Raw genomic sequence first — 15,790 nt, 5'->3', positions numbered from 1 at the left:
AATACTGGCAATAGAACATCAACTAAGCGCTTGTTTGAATTCTTCCTTTTTAGCAGTTGAAAACGTCCACTTCTTAATTGAGAGTGGCCGTTTCATTCAGGGAGGAATCGATGTGACGCATCTACAAGCGAACCGAGGTTGCCTGCACTGCAAACAGCCTTATGAATCAACGCTGGATGACCCGGACTACCTGATGTCGCCAGCGTCAGACATGCTGTGCCCGGCGTGCAGGCAACAGTATGCAGCCGACATCATGAAAGAGGCGCTGCAACGCAGCGTGCAAAAATTGTGCATATTGCAGGAGCGACGCAAAAAACAGTAAACACTTGCCTCGTTCCTGCCGCCCCCTAATGCACATCATCCATTAAAAACCCATTCATTCGGGGGACGGTGGTACATAGGGTTTTGCAATAAACGGGATACTCCCAGACGGACGCCATCTTACATTCTCAAGACCGTAGCGCTCGGCCAGCGGTTTGCTGATGCGTTTGATCTTTTCATTACGCGACCTGGGAATAATGCCAATGCCTGCATCGCAACAGGCCCAATGCCAGGCTTCTGCGTTATTCATCACCTCCGCTCTTATAATGAAAGACTTAGGCTCGTGGTGGTATTCGTATTCGATGACATATAAAGAATTTTTCATAACCTCTCCTTCTGATTTTTTGTTATTTGCTCAGAACGAAGGTTCAGAATTTTTAATGTTTGAATGACGACGATCACACACTTGCCGTCGCACTACCGTTCGTCGGCCTCGCATTAAAAAAATAAAACCGCTCATGCGTCTTTTGTTTCTTAGTAGTGAGTCTGTTCACTCCAGGCTCTTGGTAAAAAACTCCTGTCTTGCCCGCACTCCGTGCGGGCTTTTTTATTTGCGGCGGCGCTACACCCTGTGGCGAGGGAGCTTGCTCCCGTGACGTAGCGACCGACGGTAACCACGATGCGAAGCGAGCCGCTCGTGATCTTGCTCTTGATCTGCTTGTGATCTTGATCTTAAGCGCCCCGTTAAACCACGCTGGCCGAACGCAGGCTTGAATTCGTGGGTAACCCGGCAGGACGCCGGGTTAGCCGCCCCGCGCCATGGATGGCGCGTGGCGGCGGCCCACGGATTCAAGCCTGTGTTCGGGCATACCGAGCGTGAGCGAGGTGCCGAGTGGTGGGGCAAGAGCCCTTTGGTTACCTTGGGGCTTTTCCAAAGTGACCCGCCGTCAGGGCGGCCCCCTAAGTGGCCGTAACCACAGCAATGGATATGTACACAAACCAACTGTGTTGACTGTTAGGCCGCCATCGCAGGCAAGCCAGCTCCCACATTAAATTGCGGGCGTCAGTTAGTTAGGCGTCGGCTGTAAGGCCGCCTTCGCGAGCAAGCCCGCTCACAGTTGCAGCGCGGGGCCTCAGGTAGGTCTCGACCGTCGACCGCACCCTTCAATCGTCGTCGTGCAAGTGCGCATCAGCACAGGGCAGTCGGCCGGACTCACCACCGGCAATCCGTTCCGCCTGATCAATGCCGCGTTTGAGCGCGTCCCGCACCGTCCATTCGGCGCCCGACAATTGCTTGGTACGTTCAACCACGCATTGCCCCGTCGCGGTGTAGACGCACAGCAGCACTTCGATATCGCCATCTTTCCGCTCCCGGGCCCTGACTTCGATATGGCAGCCGTTTTCAACCTCCTGGGTAAAGCACTCTTCGTCGAGTGCCTTGGCGGCCCAGGCTTCATAGGTTTTGCCACGTATAAACATAGCGCTTCTCCAAAACCGTTAGTGGGGTTGGCCATCAACTAACGACTGAACTTCTTAACCCGAATTCAGACTTTTTCCAAGGCCAATTCCATCATGCACCGATAAAAACCCTTTACCGTTTCGCCTGTTAAACCGTTCGTCAGGCGAGGAAACAAATTGTTAAACCAACCCACCGGGCTCTATTCAAAATATTCGGGAGCGCGGCGAAATGCGCCCTGCAGAGCGGCAGCAAAAGCTAATAGAACCGAGCAGTAGAAGCACTTTGTCTACTGACGGCACCTTATTGCCGAGTGTTTAACACCTGGCGGCGTCTGAGGTTAACAAGCGCTTCGCTTAGTTAACGCTTGAGCACTGATTCGGCGCAGCAAAACGCAAGTTTCCAACACAGGAGCAAGGCATGAAACGAGCGATGGGTTATTGCCTGGTCACTATTACCAGCCTCTTCTTACTCACCAGTTGCAACCTGGTGGTATTCAACCCCAAGGGGCAAGTAGCAACCGATGAGCGCGACCTGATCATTCTCGCCACCGGCCTGATGCTGCTGGTGGTCGTCCCGGTGATCGTGATGATGTTCGTCTTCGCCTACCGCTACCGCGCCACCAATAAAAAAGCCCGCTACTCCCCCCGCTGGGCCAGCTCGCACAAAATCGAGGCGGTGGTGTGGGGCGTTCCCCTGCTGATCATCATCGTCCTGGGATGGGTGACCTGGGAGACCACCCACGCACTCGATCCCTATCGCCCGCTGGAATCAGACACCCCGCCCATCAATGTGCAGGTGGTGGCCACCGACTGGAAGTGGCTGTTTATCTACCCTGACCTGGGCATCGCCAGCGTCAACGAGCTGGCCCTGCCGGTGCACACGCCGGTGAGTTTCACCGTCACCTCCGACGCGGCCATGACCTCGTTTTTTATTCCGGCACTCGGCGGGCAGATCTACGCCATGGCCGGCATGCAGACCAAGCTGCACCTGATCGCCAACGAAACCGGTGAGTTCAGGGGGATTGCCGCCAACTACAACGGCCCCGGTTTTTCCGACATGCATTTCACCACGCTGTCGCTGAGCGCTGCCGACTTCCAGAGCTGGGTGACAAAGGTCAAGGGCGCGGCCACGCCTCTGGACCACAGCACTTACGCGCAATTGGCCAAGCCCACCCTCAAGCACCCCGTGACCTATTACTCGGCGGTACAGGAGCGCCTGTTCCTGGACATCGTCGACAAATACGAAGGCATGAACAAGGCCAATAAACCCCGGCGTTCGCCCTTGAGCGACGCTGCACAACGCACCGATCAACACCCAAGTCTGCTGGCTGAGGAGCGGTAACCATGTTCGGAAAACTGTCGTGGGACGCGATCCCAACCACTGAACCCATTGTGATGTACACCCTGGCCGTCGTCGGCCTGATCGGGGTGGCGCTGGTGGGCGCGATCACCTGGAAACGCAAGTGGGGCTATTTGTGGCGCGAGTGGTTCACCTCGGTAGACCACAAGAAGATCGGTTGCATGTACATCATCGTCGCCCTGGTGATGCTGCTGCGCGGGTTCTCCGATGCGATCATGATGCGCACCCAGCAAGCCATGGCCGCCAGCGGCGGGCCGGGTTACCTGCCGCCGGAACATTACGACCAGATCTTCACCGCCCACGGTGTGATCATGATCTTCTTCATGGCCATGCCCTTCGTGGTCGGCTTGATGAACATCGTCGTGCCGTTGCAGATCGGCGCTCGCGATGTGGCCTATCCGTTTCTCAACGCCCTGAGTTTCTGGCTGTTCGTGGTGGGTGCGGCGCTGGTGAACATTTCGCTGGGGGTGGGTGAGTTCGCGCGCACCGGTTGGGTGGCTTATCCGCCGTTATCCGAGCTGGGCTACAGCCCCGGCGTCGGCGTGGATTACTACATCTGGTCATTGCAGATATCCGGCATCGGCACGCTGCTCACGGGGGTGAATTTCTTCGTCACCATCCTGAAGATGCGCACCGAAGGCATGACGCTGTTCAAGATGCCGGTGTTCACCTGGAATGCGCTGTGCACGTCGGTGCTGATTCTGGCGGCATTTCCGATCCTCACCGCCACCCTGTTGATGCTGACCCTGGACCGTTACCTGGGCATGCATTTTTTCACCAACGAGGCCGGCGGCAACCCGATGATGTACGTGAACCTCATCTGGGCCTGGGGGCATCCGGAGGTGTACATCCTGATCCTGCCCGCGTTCGGGGTGTTTTCCGAGATTGCCGCCACCTTCAGCAGCAAGCGGCTGTTCGGCTACGTGTCGCTGGTATGGGCGACCATCGCGATCACCGTGTTGTCGTTCATCGTGTGGCTGCATCACTTTTTCACCATGGGCGCGGGGGGCAACGTCAATGCGTTCTTCGGCATCATGACCATGATCATCGCGGTGCCCACCGGGGTGAAAATCTTCACCTGGTTGTTCACCATGTACCGCGGCCGCGTGCGTTTCGAAACGCCCATGCTATGGACCCTGGGCTTTATCGTGACCTTCAGCATCGGCGGCATGACCGGGGTGCTGCTGGCGGTGCCGGGGGCCGACTTCCTGCTGCACAACAGCCTGTTTCTGATCGCGCACTTTCACAACGTGATCATCGGCGGCGCGGTGTTCGGCTATATGGCCGGCCTGACGTATTGGTTCCCCAAGGCGTTCGGTTTCCGCTTGAACGACAAGCTGGGGCGCATCGCTTTCTGGTGCTGGCTGGTGGGCTTTTATTTCGCGTTCATGCCCTCCTACGTGCTGGGTTTCATGGGCATGACGCGCCGTCTCAATCATTTCGACAACCCCGAATGGCGGCCCTGGCTGCTGCTGGAGTTGGTGGGGGTGGCAATCATCCTCTGCGGCGTGGCGGCGCAAGCCTTGCAATTGTTTGTCAGCATCCGCAACCGTCATCAATACCGCGACCTCACCGGCGACCCGTGGGACGGGCGCACCCTGGAATGGGCCACTGCGTCTCCGCCGCCGCTGTACAACTTCGCCGAGCAGCCCAAGGTCAATGACCTGGACGCGTACTGGGGCATGAAGGAGCGCGGCGTCAGCACCCTCAGCCACACCGACTATCGCAGCATCCACATGCCGCGCAATACCGCGTCGGGCCTGGTGATCAGCCTGTTTGCGCTGGTCTGCAGCTTTGCGTTGGTGTGGCACATCTGGTGGATGGCGGCGTTCGGCCTGGTGGCCTCGGTGGTGGCGTTCGTGGTGCGCAGCTACGACGAAGACACCGATTACTTCGTGCCCGCGCAGGAAGTCGCGCGCATCGAAACGGCACGTCTCAAAGACCTGGCAGAGGCTTGACCCATGTCCAATATCGTTATGGAAAAAGACATCGCCCATACCCACGAACAAGGGCATGAAGACGCCGGTTCCCTGAGCCTGTTCGGGTTCTGGATCTACCTGATGACCGACTGCATCCTGTTTGCGACCTTGTTCGCCGGCTACGCCGTATTGCGCGACAGCGTGGCGGGCGGGCCGTCGAGCATGGATATTTTCGAACTGCCCTATGTGCTCGCCGAAACCATGCTGCTGCTGTTGAGCAGTATCACCTACGGCTACGCCATGCTCGCCATGAACCACGGCAAGCAACGCGATGTGCTGCGCTGGCTGGGGCTCACGTTCGTGTTGGGCGCGGGCTTTATCGCCATGGAGATCAACGAATTCCACCACTTGATCGCAGAAGGCTACGGGCCGGACCGCAGTGCCTTCCTGACGGCCTTCTTCACCCTCGTCGGCACCCACGGCGCGCACGTGTTAACCGGGTTGATCTGGATGGCGGTGCTGATGGTCCAGGTCAAGCAACGCGGCCTGACCAGCACCAACGCCACCCGGCTCAGTTGCCTGAGCCTGTTCTGGCACTTTTTGGACGTGGTGTGGATCTGCGTCTTTACCGTGGTCTATCTGTTGGGGGTGGTGTGACATGTACAAGCAAAGCTCGCTTCACAGCAGTGCCGGTACCAGCCATGGCAGCAGTCGCTCCTATCTGGTCGGGTTCCTGGTGTCAGTACTGCTCACCCTGATCCCGTTCGGCCTGGTGATGTTCCCGTCACTGCCGCGCACCTTCACCGCCTGGCTGGTGGTGGCGTTGGGCGCAATACAAATCGTGGTCCACCTCAAGTTCTTCCTGCACCTGGACACGGCCGAGGAACAACGCTGGAACCTGATTGCGCTGATTTTCTCGGCGGTCATCATTCTTCTGTTGGTGGGGCTTTCGTTATGGATCATGGACAGTATTCATCACAACATGCTGGCGCACTGAAACACTGGCGGGGGCTGTTCAATACCGCCATCGAGCTCACCAAGCCGGGCATTATTGTCGGTAACCTGGCCTCGGTGCTGGGCGGTTACCTGCTTGCCGCCAGCGGGCATGTGGCCTCGGTGACGCACGGGCTTGCCACCCTGCTCGGCACGGCCCTGGTAATCGGTTGCGGCTGTGTCATCAACAACTGCATTGACCGCGACATCGACCGGCGCATGGTGCGCACCTGTCATCGGCCATTGGCATTGCGCACCATCAGGGTGTCCACTGCCGCCGGCTATGGGATCGTCCTGGGCGCCTGCGGTTTTGGCTTGCTGTGGGGCGGCAGCAATGCGCTGGCGTGTGGGCTGGCAATGGTCGGGCTGGTGATCTATGCGGGGGTCTACACCTACTGGCTCAAGCGGCGTTCCCACTGGGCCACCTTGATCGGCAGCGTCTCCGGGGCGATGCCGCCGGTGATCGGCTATTGCGCGGTCACCGGGCGGTTTGACCTCACGGCGTTGCTGCTGATCGTGGTGTTCTGTTGTTGGCAGATGCCGCATTCACACGCGATCACCGTGATGCGCCGCGAGGATTTCCGCGCCGCAGGCCTGCCGCTGTTGAGCCTGGCCCAAGCCCACCGGCAGATACTGGCGTACATGCTGGCCTTCCTCGCAAGCGCTCTGATGCTGGGCGCGGTGGCGCAGATGGCGGCGTTGTATTTTGTGGTGATGCTCGGGCTTGGGGGGTATTGGCTCACCCTGGCGGCCAACAGCACACGACTGACTGACCCGACCGCCTGGGCGCGCAGGATATTCGGGTTTTCGATAGTGCTGGTGCTGGCGCTTAACCTGGCGTTGGCAGTACTGAGGTAGCTCTGCGGGCAGCGCCCTCCCCCTGTAGGAGCGAGCTTGCTCGCGAAAAACGTCAACGATAACGCGGGTTGCCTGCATAAACGCGGCGCCTGTGAGTTTTTCGCGAGCAAGCTCGCTCCTACAGAAGGTCATATCGTCGTCGGCTGTCTGGCATCAAGCACCGCACGGATTTTGCGGGGCAAGTCAGCAGGCTGATACGGCTTGGGAATCAACTCGAACTCATGCACCTCTATGTCCGCGCGGGCCAACGCGTCTTTCGCATAGCCGGTGGTCAGCAAGATCCTGATGTGCGGGTACAAGCGCGACACCTCCCGCGCCAGTGCCGCGCCATTCATTGCGCCGGGCATGATCAAGTCACTGAACACCAGGTCATACGTCGCCTGCCTGAGCATGCCCAATGCCTCGGCGGCATTGAGGGCGATGTCTGTGTGGTAACCGTAGTCAGACAGAATGACCTGCGCCAACTCGGCCACCTCGGGCCGGTCCTCTACAATCAGGATTCGCTCGTTACCTTGGGGTGAGGTCGCCTCAGGTGCCTGCTCGACCCACAGCTGGCTGTCATCGGCCGGAAAGTACAAGCGTATCGTCGTACCGATACCCGGGTCGGAATGAATCCGCGCTGTGCCGCCCGATTGCTTGACGAAGCCGTACACCATCGACAACCCCAGGCCCGAGCCCTGGCCTTCTTCCTTGGTGGTGAAGAACGGCTGCATGACTTTGTCCTGAATACCTGCGTCGATGCCGTTGCCGTTATCCGAGACCGAAATGCTCACGTAACAGCCCTCGGCCAACCCCTCACGCTCGGCATCGATATCGCCGGGCACTTGGACGTTGCAGGTCTTGACGGTGACCGACGGATCAGCACGCCCGTGCAAAGCGTCTTGGGCGTTCGACAACAGATGCTGCACCGCCAGCTCCGCCTGGACCGGGTCGATGCGGCAATTCCACAGCTCGTCGGCAAGCTCCACCTGCAACGCGACGCCCCGCAGCGCACGGGCCATAAAGTCCGGGCGGCCGAGCAAGCTGTTCAAGTTGATCACCCGGCTGTCGAGCCGTTGCTTGCGCGAAAACGCCAGCAACTGCTGAGTCAGGGTTTGCGCTTTTTCCGCCGCCGCCCTGGCACGGCTGGCGCTGCTGACGATGCGCTGCGGATCGCTGCCGGGGCGCTTGGCGCTCTGCTGGATCAAGTCGAGATAGCCCATCATCACTTGCAGCAGGTTATTGAAGTCATGGGCGATGCCACCGGTCAGTTGCCCCAGCGCTTCCAAATCTTGTGCGCGACGCACGCGCTGCTCAGCGTCGTGGCGCCGGCTCACGTCCAGCTGCGAGGCGAAAAAATACACCAGTTGCCCACGTTCGTTGAACAACGGCGAAATGAACAGCTCGTTCCAGAAGGTCGAGCCGTCCTTGCGGTAATTGAGCACCTCGACACAGGCCTCATGGTGCCGCTCAACTGCGCGTTGCACCTGGTGCAGCGCGTTTTTGTCGGTTTGGGGCCCCTGCAGGAACCGGCAATTGCGGCCAATCACTTCGTCCAGTTCAAAGCCTGTCAGGGTCAGGAACGCCTGGTTGGCAAAGATGATCGGGTTATCCGGCTCGGCGGGGTCGGTCACGATCATTGCGCTGTGGCTGGCTTGCATGGCCGCAAAGAACAGGTCTTTGCGGCTGGCAGACAGCATCGCCAATTCCATACCCTCGACCACAGGCTTCTTCTTTGTCGCCAAGGTTCACCTCCAGATACGTGGTATGTGTTCCATGGACCGTGAAAATGCTGCGCAGTGCCATCAAAGGGCGCGGCGCCCGTGATTGGGCGCCGCGCGACCGTACAGCCTGGGTCATGGCTCAGGTTTTGGCTGCAGCCCCCTGCCCAGGTCAGCGCCGGTGGTGGGGTCGCTGGTGGGGTCCGAGAGCGTGCGGATCTTCATCGCGCTCAGCGCCGCTTCCTCGTCGGCGTCCAACTGCACGCTGGCGGTGCCGTCACCGCCATCGACTGCCGGCTGTGGGTTTTCCACGAACTCCCAACCGTCACCCTGGTTCCAGGGCCCGCGCAGGTTTTCCGCACCTTGGGACATGTTGAAGTACACCTGGGTGAACTCCGGCTTGCCCGGCAACTTGCCTTGGGGGAAATTCGGTTGAATGGCATGCAGCGCTTTTTCGAATGAAAGCTGGTGAGCGATTTCCCGCGTCATCAAAAACCCCAGCGCATCTTTTACTCCCGGGTCATCGGTGACGTTCATCAGCCGCTCATAGACGATTTTGGCCCGGGCTTCGGCGGCGATGTTCGAACGCATGTCTGCGGTGGGTTCACCGATGGTGTCAATGTAGGCGGCAGTCCACGGCACACCGGCAGAGTTGGTCAGCGGCGAGCCCGCCCCGTACAGCAGGCTGGTGATGTGCGAGTCATTGCCGGCGCCATTGAGGGCACGATACAACTCGCCCTCCTCTTCCACGCCTTCGGCCATCCGCCCCTTGGCGCCCTTGTTGAGCATGACGATGATGGAGCCGACGATCTCCAGATGGCTGAGTTCTTCGGTGGCGATGTCCATCAGCAAATCTTTGCGCCCCGGGTCGTCTTCCGCCAAGGCTTGGGTGAAGTAACGGGACGCGGCGGCCAACTCACCTTGAGCGCCGCCAAACTGCTCGAGCAAAAGGTTGGCCAGGCCCGGGTTGGGCTCGGCGACACGGACGGTGTATTGAAGTCGCTTGTTATGTAGAAACATGAACAAATCTCCTCAGGCTTACGGAAAAAGGCGCCCTGCTGGAATGCGCGCCTACCTTGCATGGGAAGTGGCCTGCGCATGGAAAATTTCAAAATAAACCGGCGCCTCACGACCAGCGGTAATACGCTGCAGGCCAAGCGAAACGGCGCTTGTAGCGCAGCTCTCTCAATCGGCACCGTGGTTTTCCGACTCGGGCACGACGTCGATGCCGGGCGTACCGCTGGCGGGTTTGATGCTGGCGTCAGCGGGTGTCGCGGCGCTGTCGGGATGGTCCCAATCGGTGGTCGCGTTGGGGTCTTCGTCGCGCCCGGCAGTGCCAATCACGCAACCGTCTTCATTGGGTGCGTCTGGTTGCTCAAGCGGCCGGTACTGTGGGTTGGATGGGTTGGGCTTCATGGCTGAAATGCTCCCGTTCACAGGTTAGGAACTCGTTGGAACGACGCCTTTTTTTGGAGTGCGACGAAAAAGACGAATGGCAGGACCCTAAACTAAGCCGGCAGTTTCGATCTTATTAATACCGAAGCGCTGACCGGCAATAAAAGTTATACGAAGCGGCGTATCAACTAAATTCCTGTATAACTTTTTCAGCGAAATTACCGTTCGTCGCCGGTTAGAAAAATCGGTAAAACATTTCCCAAACAGCCAATATCGGAATAAGTGTCCGTTGCGAAACGGCCAACTAACGAAACGCTAACTTAGCGATTGGAGAACTATCATGACTACAGGTAATAAAAACCCGGGCAACTTTGCCAATGATCGCGAAAAAGCCTCCGAAGCCGGTAAAAAAGGCGGCCAGGCGTCGGGCGGCAACTTCGCCAACGACCGTGAAAAAGCCTCGGAAGCCGGCCGTAAAGGTGGGCAGCACAGCCATGGCGGCGGTCGGAAGTCGGGTTCTTGAGTAACGGTGGGAGGGGCAGCCTGGCTGCCCCTTCAAACCAAACGCACAGAACATAAGTGACATATTCATCACTGATAAATAATCGTAAACGTCGCCGACGCATTGGCCGGGCCTGGCGTGACTCGGTTGGCGGTTTGCAGATAACGGGCACGCAAGCGGATGTTGTAGCTGGACTCGAAGGACAGTGGGTTAATACCGCTGGCCCGATTCATCCCCAGGGGTACCGGGGTACTGTCTAGTGTCGCTACTTGGATGCCGACTCCGCTTGCGGCAGGCGAATTACCTGTGCCTGTGGGATCAATGCTCAGCACGCCCGTACTGGCATTGATCGCCGGGCGCGAGGAGTCGATGCGAAATTGCAGGGTGTTACCCGCTAGGGTTCCGCCGGAGCCAACGCCGGTGGGTGAATTACCACTTTGCGAAAGCCAGCCAGGTCCGGTGGTGGAATAGGTGCCATGGAACGCCGGGCAATCATTCAAGTTGATGGAAAAATCTGTCCACCCTGTGGCGCTGTTAAGCCCGGTGAACTTATTGGTCAAGTGCGTCCCCATCGGCACTGAAACATCCGGCGTACTGCATGTGCGCGAGACAATCTGGATACTGCCGGAGATGCCCATCCTGAAACCCTGCATCCTGGCATCGCCGAAGTTGCCAAACAGGCTCACGACCGGCAATGAGCTGCCCGCCAATACACCTGGCGTTACTTCCCCTAGTTTGATCAGTATCAATTCGAAGTTCGAAGGTCCATCAAACGGAATCAGGCAGCGAGAGCCCGATGTGCAGGCAGTCCAGGATTTGTTGGTTTGCCTGGGCAGCACGCCGCCGAGACTATTGATAACCACCCCCAGCCCTGGAATTCGGGTTCTGTAGACCTTGTTGGCATAGGGGCCGCTGGACCAATTGGCTAAGCCAGAAGTCGCCTCGACCGTCAACTCGGTCCACTGTTGAAACGGAGCAAACCGGCAGTCCAGCTCGGGTGCCTGGCCCAAGGCCATGCTGAAGCGCTGTCGATAGACTTCGGCGCCCACCGGCACATCACGTCCGACGGTAATCGCCGAGACCTGCAATGGCATGTTGCCCACTGCGGCCTGGATACCGTTGTTATATGTACAGGTCACTGCCATGGCCGTATCGGCCATCGCCCAAAGTGCCGCCAGCGCTAGGCTGGGTTTGATCAAAGCGCCCATGTTCATAACGGTACCTTTTGCATGTTGTTGGCCGGCGTGCTGCCCGCGACCTGTTTGCCGGCGGCGCAAATAGCGTCCACCTGTTGCAATTGCTGGCCCTCGCCGGGGCCGGGAGGAATCATCAGGGCACACTGTTGATGGGTCTTGCTGCCCCAGTTGATCAACAACTGGCGGGTTTCTGGCTTGATCCGGGCATAGAGCAGACCGCCCTGCCCGACCATCCCCACCGAGGCGCCTTCGCCGTCGGTCACGCCTGCGCCAAATGGCAAGCTGCTGCCATCGTCCAGGCGCACATTGAGCAGCACCGCACGGCCCTGATTAGTGGTGTATTTAAGATGCACCACGGCACCGGCGCGTGGGGCGACTTGTTGGCTGGTCTCGTTGAGTTCGACATCCAGCGAACTGCCAATCGGGTCGATGGCCACCTCGTTCAGCTCATAAGGCCGTAGGTACGGCACCACGGCATTGCCGCGACTGTCGAGCGTGAGGCCGGGGTATCCCGAAACCTTGGCGCCCGCGGCACCCGGCGCACTGACCACCGCCATGGTTTCGCCGCGGTACGGCGTCATGGTCACACCCTCGGCGTGGGCCACCACGGTGCCGCTGGCGCCCATCGAGGCACTGGTATAGCCATCGCCACGCCCCAGTGCCGCACTGAGCATGGCTCGCCCACCCGTGTACTGACCGTTAAGCGCGGCGCTCTTGCTGTGGTTGGCGCCGTCATGGCCGAAATTGGCGCTATAGCCATATTGACGGTCTTGGCCGGCGGTGCCGCTGATACCGGCCTGCTCACTGTAATTGCCTTGGGTATCGCGGCCCACCTGCGCGGTTATTTGCGGAGTGTTACCCGACGCGCCGAAATCCAGGGGCATGCTCATGGTCAGCAAAAAGCTGTTCTCCATGTCGCCCAGCCCCATGCGGCTGCGGTTGGCATTCACACTGAAGCTGACGCGGTTGAACTGCTTGCTGTAGCTGAACTGGTACTGCACATCACTGCCCGGCTGATTCCAGTAGTTTTGCGCGTAACCGCTGATAGAGACTTGCCCCCAAGCCCCAAGATTCTGGTCGGCGGTCACCGAAAAACGACTGCGCGGGCGACCGAACATGCTCGAATCCCAGCCATTTTTCTCGGCATCCAGCAGTTGGATGGCGTTGCTGAAATCCAGGTAGTCCTGAGTGGAAAACCGATAGGCCGCCAGCGAGAAGTTACTGCCGGTACTGAGCACATTCTTGCTGTACGACACCCGCATGCTCTGGCCCTTGGCAGCGCCGCCGGCCAGGTCGGTCTGGGCGTGCGTGATGTCCACGGCCATCGCACCGATGGGTGTGCCGAACGCCAGGCCGGTGAGCACCGCCGTGTAGTCATCGCTCGATTGCAGACCGGCAAAACCGGTGAAGGTATTGTTCAAGCCGTACTGCACAGTCCCTTGCAGCAGGCGCGCCTGATCGTCGACGAAGTTGTTGCGGGTTTCACCCGCGGTGAGGCTGAACCGCGAGGTGCCGGGGCGTAGCAACTGGCTGACCGAGGCGTAGGGCACGATAAAGTTCTGCTCAGTACCGTCGGCTTCGGCCACGCTCACGCTGAGGTCGCCACCATAGCCGGTGGAGTACAGGTCATCGATCACAAACGCGCCGGGCGCCACGGTGGTTTCCAGCAAGATATTGCCGGCCTGGCGAATGGTTACCCGCGCATTGGTGCGGGCAATACCCCGGATGACCGGCGCATACCCGCGCATCGAATCAGGCAGCATGCGGTCGTCAGTGGACAATTGCACGCCACGGTAGGACAAGGTGTCGAAGATCTCGCCGGTGGTGTTGGACTCACCCACCGTCAGTTGGCTTTTCAACGCGGTGATATCACGCTGAGCGTATGTGTCCAGAGCCTGATACCGGCTGCCCAAACGTGACTGCCAGCTCATGGACGCGTTGTGGCGCAGGCGCCAGTCCCCCAGGTTCAGGCCCGCGTTGAGGCCCATGAACGCCGAATCGGAGTTGCCACTGCGGGTGCGGTTACGATTGGCGTTGAAGTTGTAGCTGAGCATGGCGGCCGTCACGCCACGGTCCCACAACTGCGGGCTGACGTAACCCCGCGCATTACGCTTGAGCGCCACCTGGGGAATGCTCAGGTCCAGCGCCTGGTTCTCTGGGGAGAAGTTCGCGGTAGCGCCAGGGATTACCTGCCACACTGCCGGGCACGCCTGACTGTCGAGCATCGTGCTGGCCTCGGGCGTAAGGCTGGCCATTTGCACACCCTGGCGCTCAAGCAAGCCACGGTTCATACACACCACCGGCTTGCTGCCGTCGGCCTGGGCGTCAATGCGAATATCCTGCCGGTTGTTCAGTTGCCCGTTGAGGATGATGTCGGCTCGGTATTGACCGGGCATCACCGGGTTGCCGGCCTGGTAGGCACTCAGGTCAAGATTGCGCGAGTCTTCGGGCAGGAAGGCGTCATTGAACTGCACTTCTTGCGCCAACGCGCCTTGCATGCTCCACACGCCTGGAGCAATGGCCAATGCCTTGAGGATCAGGGCAGTGAGCGGATTCAAGGCGAAGCGAGGCCGCGCCCGCAGAAAAAGCCTGGAGCAAGAAAAGGTCGACATAGATGACTCGCGGGTAAAAACGTCAGGAATGGATCAGGGCTGCAGCGTGTTGCGGGTCGGGACCAGCGCGCCGTAATCGTTGATGGCGCTGAATTCCACCTGGGCCTGGCTCGACGGCCTGGCCTTGAGCGTGGGCAGCGCGAACTGCCGGGTTTCCCCAGGGCCGACCATGCCGTCCTCACTGCGATAGCGTTGGTTACCCGCCACCAGGTCCAACTCGATCAGCGAGACGTGGAACGCCGACGGGTTGTACGCCTTCAGCGCCAGGCCTTGGCCATCGCGTGCCGTAACCAATTGCCACTGCACCTGCTCAACCGCCTCATTGGGATTTCCAGGCAAGCCGACCGGGCGATAGAACAGCTTGATGCGCGAACGGAAAGCCATTTGCAGCGTGTTGAGGTCTGCACCCGCCTCGGGTTTGGGCGGGATTTCGAGAACGTTGAGCCAGAACACCGACTCTTTGTCCTGCGCCAAAGGCGCGCCGGTAAAGAGCACTCGCAAGCTTTGGCCCTTGGTCGGGTCAATGCGCGCCACCGGGGGCGACAATAGGAACGGCGCCTTGGAGCTGGTGGGTGTCGATTCGACGCTGCCGGTGTCGATCCATGATTGGACCAGTGCGGGCAACGTGCCGTTATTGTTCAGTTTTACGGTGATTTCTTTCTGGTCCGCCGGATAGACCAGGCGCGTACCGGTAATCACCACTGCAGCGAATGCATGGGAACACATCAGTGTGGCCAGGCCGATCAGCAGCAGTGGTTTGAATGCACGTGTGCACGACATAGAGCAATCCCTTTACCGTCTGGATGCACGCCCTTCAATACCGAGCAGGGCGTGTGTCCAAAGCCTGCGACTTACTGATAATTGATGGAGTAAGTCACGGAGCCCACAACGGTGCCCGGCGTGGTAGCCGACTGGGCGTAGTACTGAACGGCGTACGGCAGCACAGCGGTCAGGGCAGTTGGGTCAACAGTTACGCGGCTGGTGGAGGTAACCTGAGACGTGTTGCCGGCCTTGATCGCGTTGCCATTGGTGGCATCCACCAACTGCAGTTGGACCTTGGTGGCTGAACCGCTGATGTTCTTCACATTACCGCTGGCCGGATCCACGCCACCGCCCGACTCAAAGAACGCCGCCGCGGTTTTGATCGCAGCAGAGCACTTGCTCAGTTCGATGTTGAAACCGGTCTGGCCAGCTACTTGCCCGGCGGAAGCCAAGGAAGCGGTGGAGATGGTTGGCAAGGTGACGGTGGTCGCGCCGGAAGCTGCTGCACCATTGACGGCCACTTGGCAGGTTTCGGCTTTCAGCTCACCGTTGAAATCAATTTTGCCGTCCGAAGCCATGGCAGCAGAAGAGACGGTGGCAGCGACCAGTACAGCGAGGGCGCGAGCTTTGTAATTCATGAGTAACTCCGAGAACGCGATAGGCTTGATTAAGTTGTGAAGTTCCCTGGACGGGAAATACTTCTGCGTTGTTGCGAAATGAAGTGTAAGCAGCGCACTTAATTTTCAAAATAGGAGTGCTCTGAAAAACAAATAA

The 15,790-nt window shown here is 59.2% G+C and carries 16 protein-coding genes; 7 read left to right on the top strand and 9 right to left on the bottom strand.

What is annotated here, in order from left to right; genetic code table 11:
* The first annotated feature begins 34 nt into the window (after positions 1-34).
* Positions 35-322 (top strand): hypothetical protein, encoded by a 288-nt coding sequence (locus QK296_RS24670; protein ID WP_169855222.1) that lies wholly within the window; start codon positions 35-37, stop codon positions 320-322.
* A gap of 54 nt (positions 323-376) precedes the next feature.
* Here the strand turns inward: QK296_RS24670 and QK296_RS24665 are convergent, their stop codons facing one another.
* Together QK296_RS24665 and QK296_RS24660 are read right to left on the bottom strand one after the other, a co-directional pair.
* Positions 377-646 carry a DUF6555 family protein gene (locus QK296_RS24665; RefSeq protein ID WP_082628773.1) on the bottom strand — a complete coding sequence of 90 codons (270 nt, stop codon included), beginning with the start codon at positions 644-646 and terminating at the stop codon, positions 377-379.
* Positions 647-1,425: 779 nt separating this feature from the next.
* Complete coding sequence (locus QK296_RS24660; protein WP_003190472.1) at positions 1,426-1,740, bottom strand: hypothetical protein; 315 nt, start codon at positions 1,738-1,740, stop codon at positions 1,426-1,428.
* 409 nt (positions 1,741-2,149) lie between these two features.
* Between QK296_RS24660 and cyoA the strand changes: the two genes are divergently transcribed.
* The 5 genes from cyoA to cyoE are packed head-to-tail and all read left to right on the top strand — an operon-like array spanning position 2,150 to position 6,849.
* On the top strand, positions 2,150-3,061 hold the full coding sequence (gene cyoA / locus QK296_RS24655; protein WP_238344585.1) for a ubiquinol oxidase subunit II: 912 nt from the start codon (positions 2,150-2,152) through the stop codon (positions 3,059-3,061).
* 2 nt (positions 3,062-3,063) lie between these two features.
* Positions 3,064-5,037: a cytochrome o ubiquinol oxidase subunit I gene (gene cyoB, locus QK296_RS24650; protein WP_003190468.1), complete on the top strand. Its 1,974-nt coding sequence runs from the start codon at positions 3,064-3,066 to the stop codon at positions 5,035-5,037.
* Positions 5,038-5,040: 3 nt separating this feature from the next.
* The gene (cyoC, locus tag QK296_RS24645) at positions 5,041-5,655 is read left to right on the top strand and encodes a cytochrome o ubiquinol oxidase subunit III (RefSeq protein WP_020303216.1); all 615 of its coding nucleotides are present in this window, start codon (positions 5,041-5,043) and stop codon (positions 5,653-5,655) included.
* Position 5,656: 1 nt separating this feature from the next.
* On the top strand, positions 5,657-5,995 hold the full coding sequence (gene cyoD, locus QK296_RS24640; RefSeq protein WP_019821483.1) for a cytochrome o ubiquinol oxidase subunit IV: 339 nt from the start codon (positions 5,657-5,659) through the stop codon (positions 5,993-5,995).
* Positions 5,953-6,849 (top strand): heme o synthase, encoded by an 897-nt coding sequence (gene cyoE, locus QK296_RS24635; protein ID WP_282391565.1) that lies wholly within the window; start codon positions 5,953-5,955, stop codon positions 6,847-6,849. The genes cyoD and cyoE overlap by 43 nt, the downstream gene beginning before the upstream one ends.
* A gap of 128 nt (positions 6,850-6,977) precedes the next feature.
* Here the strand turns inward: cyoE and QK296_RS24630 are convergent, their stop codons facing one another.
* The 3 genes from QK296_RS24630 to QK296_RS24620 all read right to left on the bottom strand — a co-directional run bounded on the left by QK296_RS24630 (position 6,978) and on the right by QK296_RS24620 (position 9,965).
* On the bottom strand, positions 6,978-8,528 hold the full coding sequence (locus QK296_RS24630; protein WP_240520858.1) for a histidine kinase famiy protein: 1,551 nt from the start codon (positions 8,526-8,528) through the stop codon (positions 6,978-6,980).
* A 156-nt stretch (positions 8,529-8,684) separates the two neighbouring features.
* Positions 8,685-9,569: a manganese catalase family protein gene (locus QK296_RS24625; RefSeq protein ID WP_282391563.1), complete on the bottom strand. Its 885-nt coding sequence runs from the start codon at positions 9,567-9,569 to the stop codon at positions 8,685-8,687.
* A 165-nt stretch (positions 9,570-9,734) separates the two neighbouring features.
* Positions 9,735-9,965: a hypothetical protein gene (locus QK296_RS24620; protein ID WP_032892347.1), complete on the bottom strand. Its 231-nt coding sequence runs from the start codon at positions 9,963-9,965 to the stop codon at positions 9,735-9,737.
* Between the two features lie 319 nt (positions 9,966-10,284).
* Here QK296_RS24620 and QK296_RS24615 point away from each other — a divergent pair, with 319 nt between their 5' ends.
* Positions 10,285-10,467 (top strand): general stress protein, encoded by a 183-nt coding sequence (locus QK296_RS24615; RefSeq protein ID WP_003190457.1) that lies wholly within the window; start codon positions 10,285-10,287, stop codon positions 10,465-10,467.
* Between the two features lie 68 nt (positions 10,468-10,535).
* Here the strand turns inward: QK296_RS24615 and QK296_RS24610 are convergent, their stop codons facing one another.
* The 4 genes from QK296_RS24610 to QK296_RS24595 form a co-directional block, all read right to left on the bottom strand.
* Positions 10,536-11,654 (bottom strand): fimbrial protein, encoded by a 1,119-nt coding sequence (locus QK296_RS24610; protein WP_229999502.1) that lies wholly within the window; start codon positions 11,652-11,654, stop codon positions 10,536-10,538.
* A 2-nt stretch (positions 11,655-11,656) separates the two neighbouring features.
* Positions 11,657-14,254, bottom strand: coding sequence for a fimbria/pilus outer membrane usher protein (locus QK296_RS24605; protein WP_282391558.1), 2,598 nt, complete (start codon positions 14,252-14,254; stop codon positions 11,657-11,659).
* 33 nt (positions 14,255-14,287) lie between these two features.
* A complete protein-coding gene (locus QK296_RS24600; protein ID WP_003190451.1) occupies positions 14,288-15,034 on the bottom strand; it encodes a fimbria/pilus periplasmic chaperone in 747 nt (248 codons plus the stop codon).
* A gap of 71 nt (positions 15,035-15,105) precedes the next feature.
* The gene (locus tag QK296_RS24595) at positions 15,106-15,654 is read right to left on the bottom strand and encodes a fimbrial protein (RefSeq protein ID WP_003190448.1); all 549 of its coding nucleotides are present in this window, start codon (positions 15,652-15,654) and stop codon (positions 15,106-15,108) included.
* Positions 15,655-15,790 lie beyond the last annotated feature (136 nt).

It is taken from the genome of Pseudomonas sp. AL10, from assembly GCF_029960685.1.
Classification (GTDB): domain Bacteria; phylum Pseudomonadota; class Gammaproteobacteria; order Pseudomonadales; family Pseudomonadaceae; genus Aquipseudomonas; species Aquipseudomonas lactis.
Note: the sequence above shows the minus strand (reverse complement) of the source record. Positions and strands in the feature narration are given on the sequence as shown.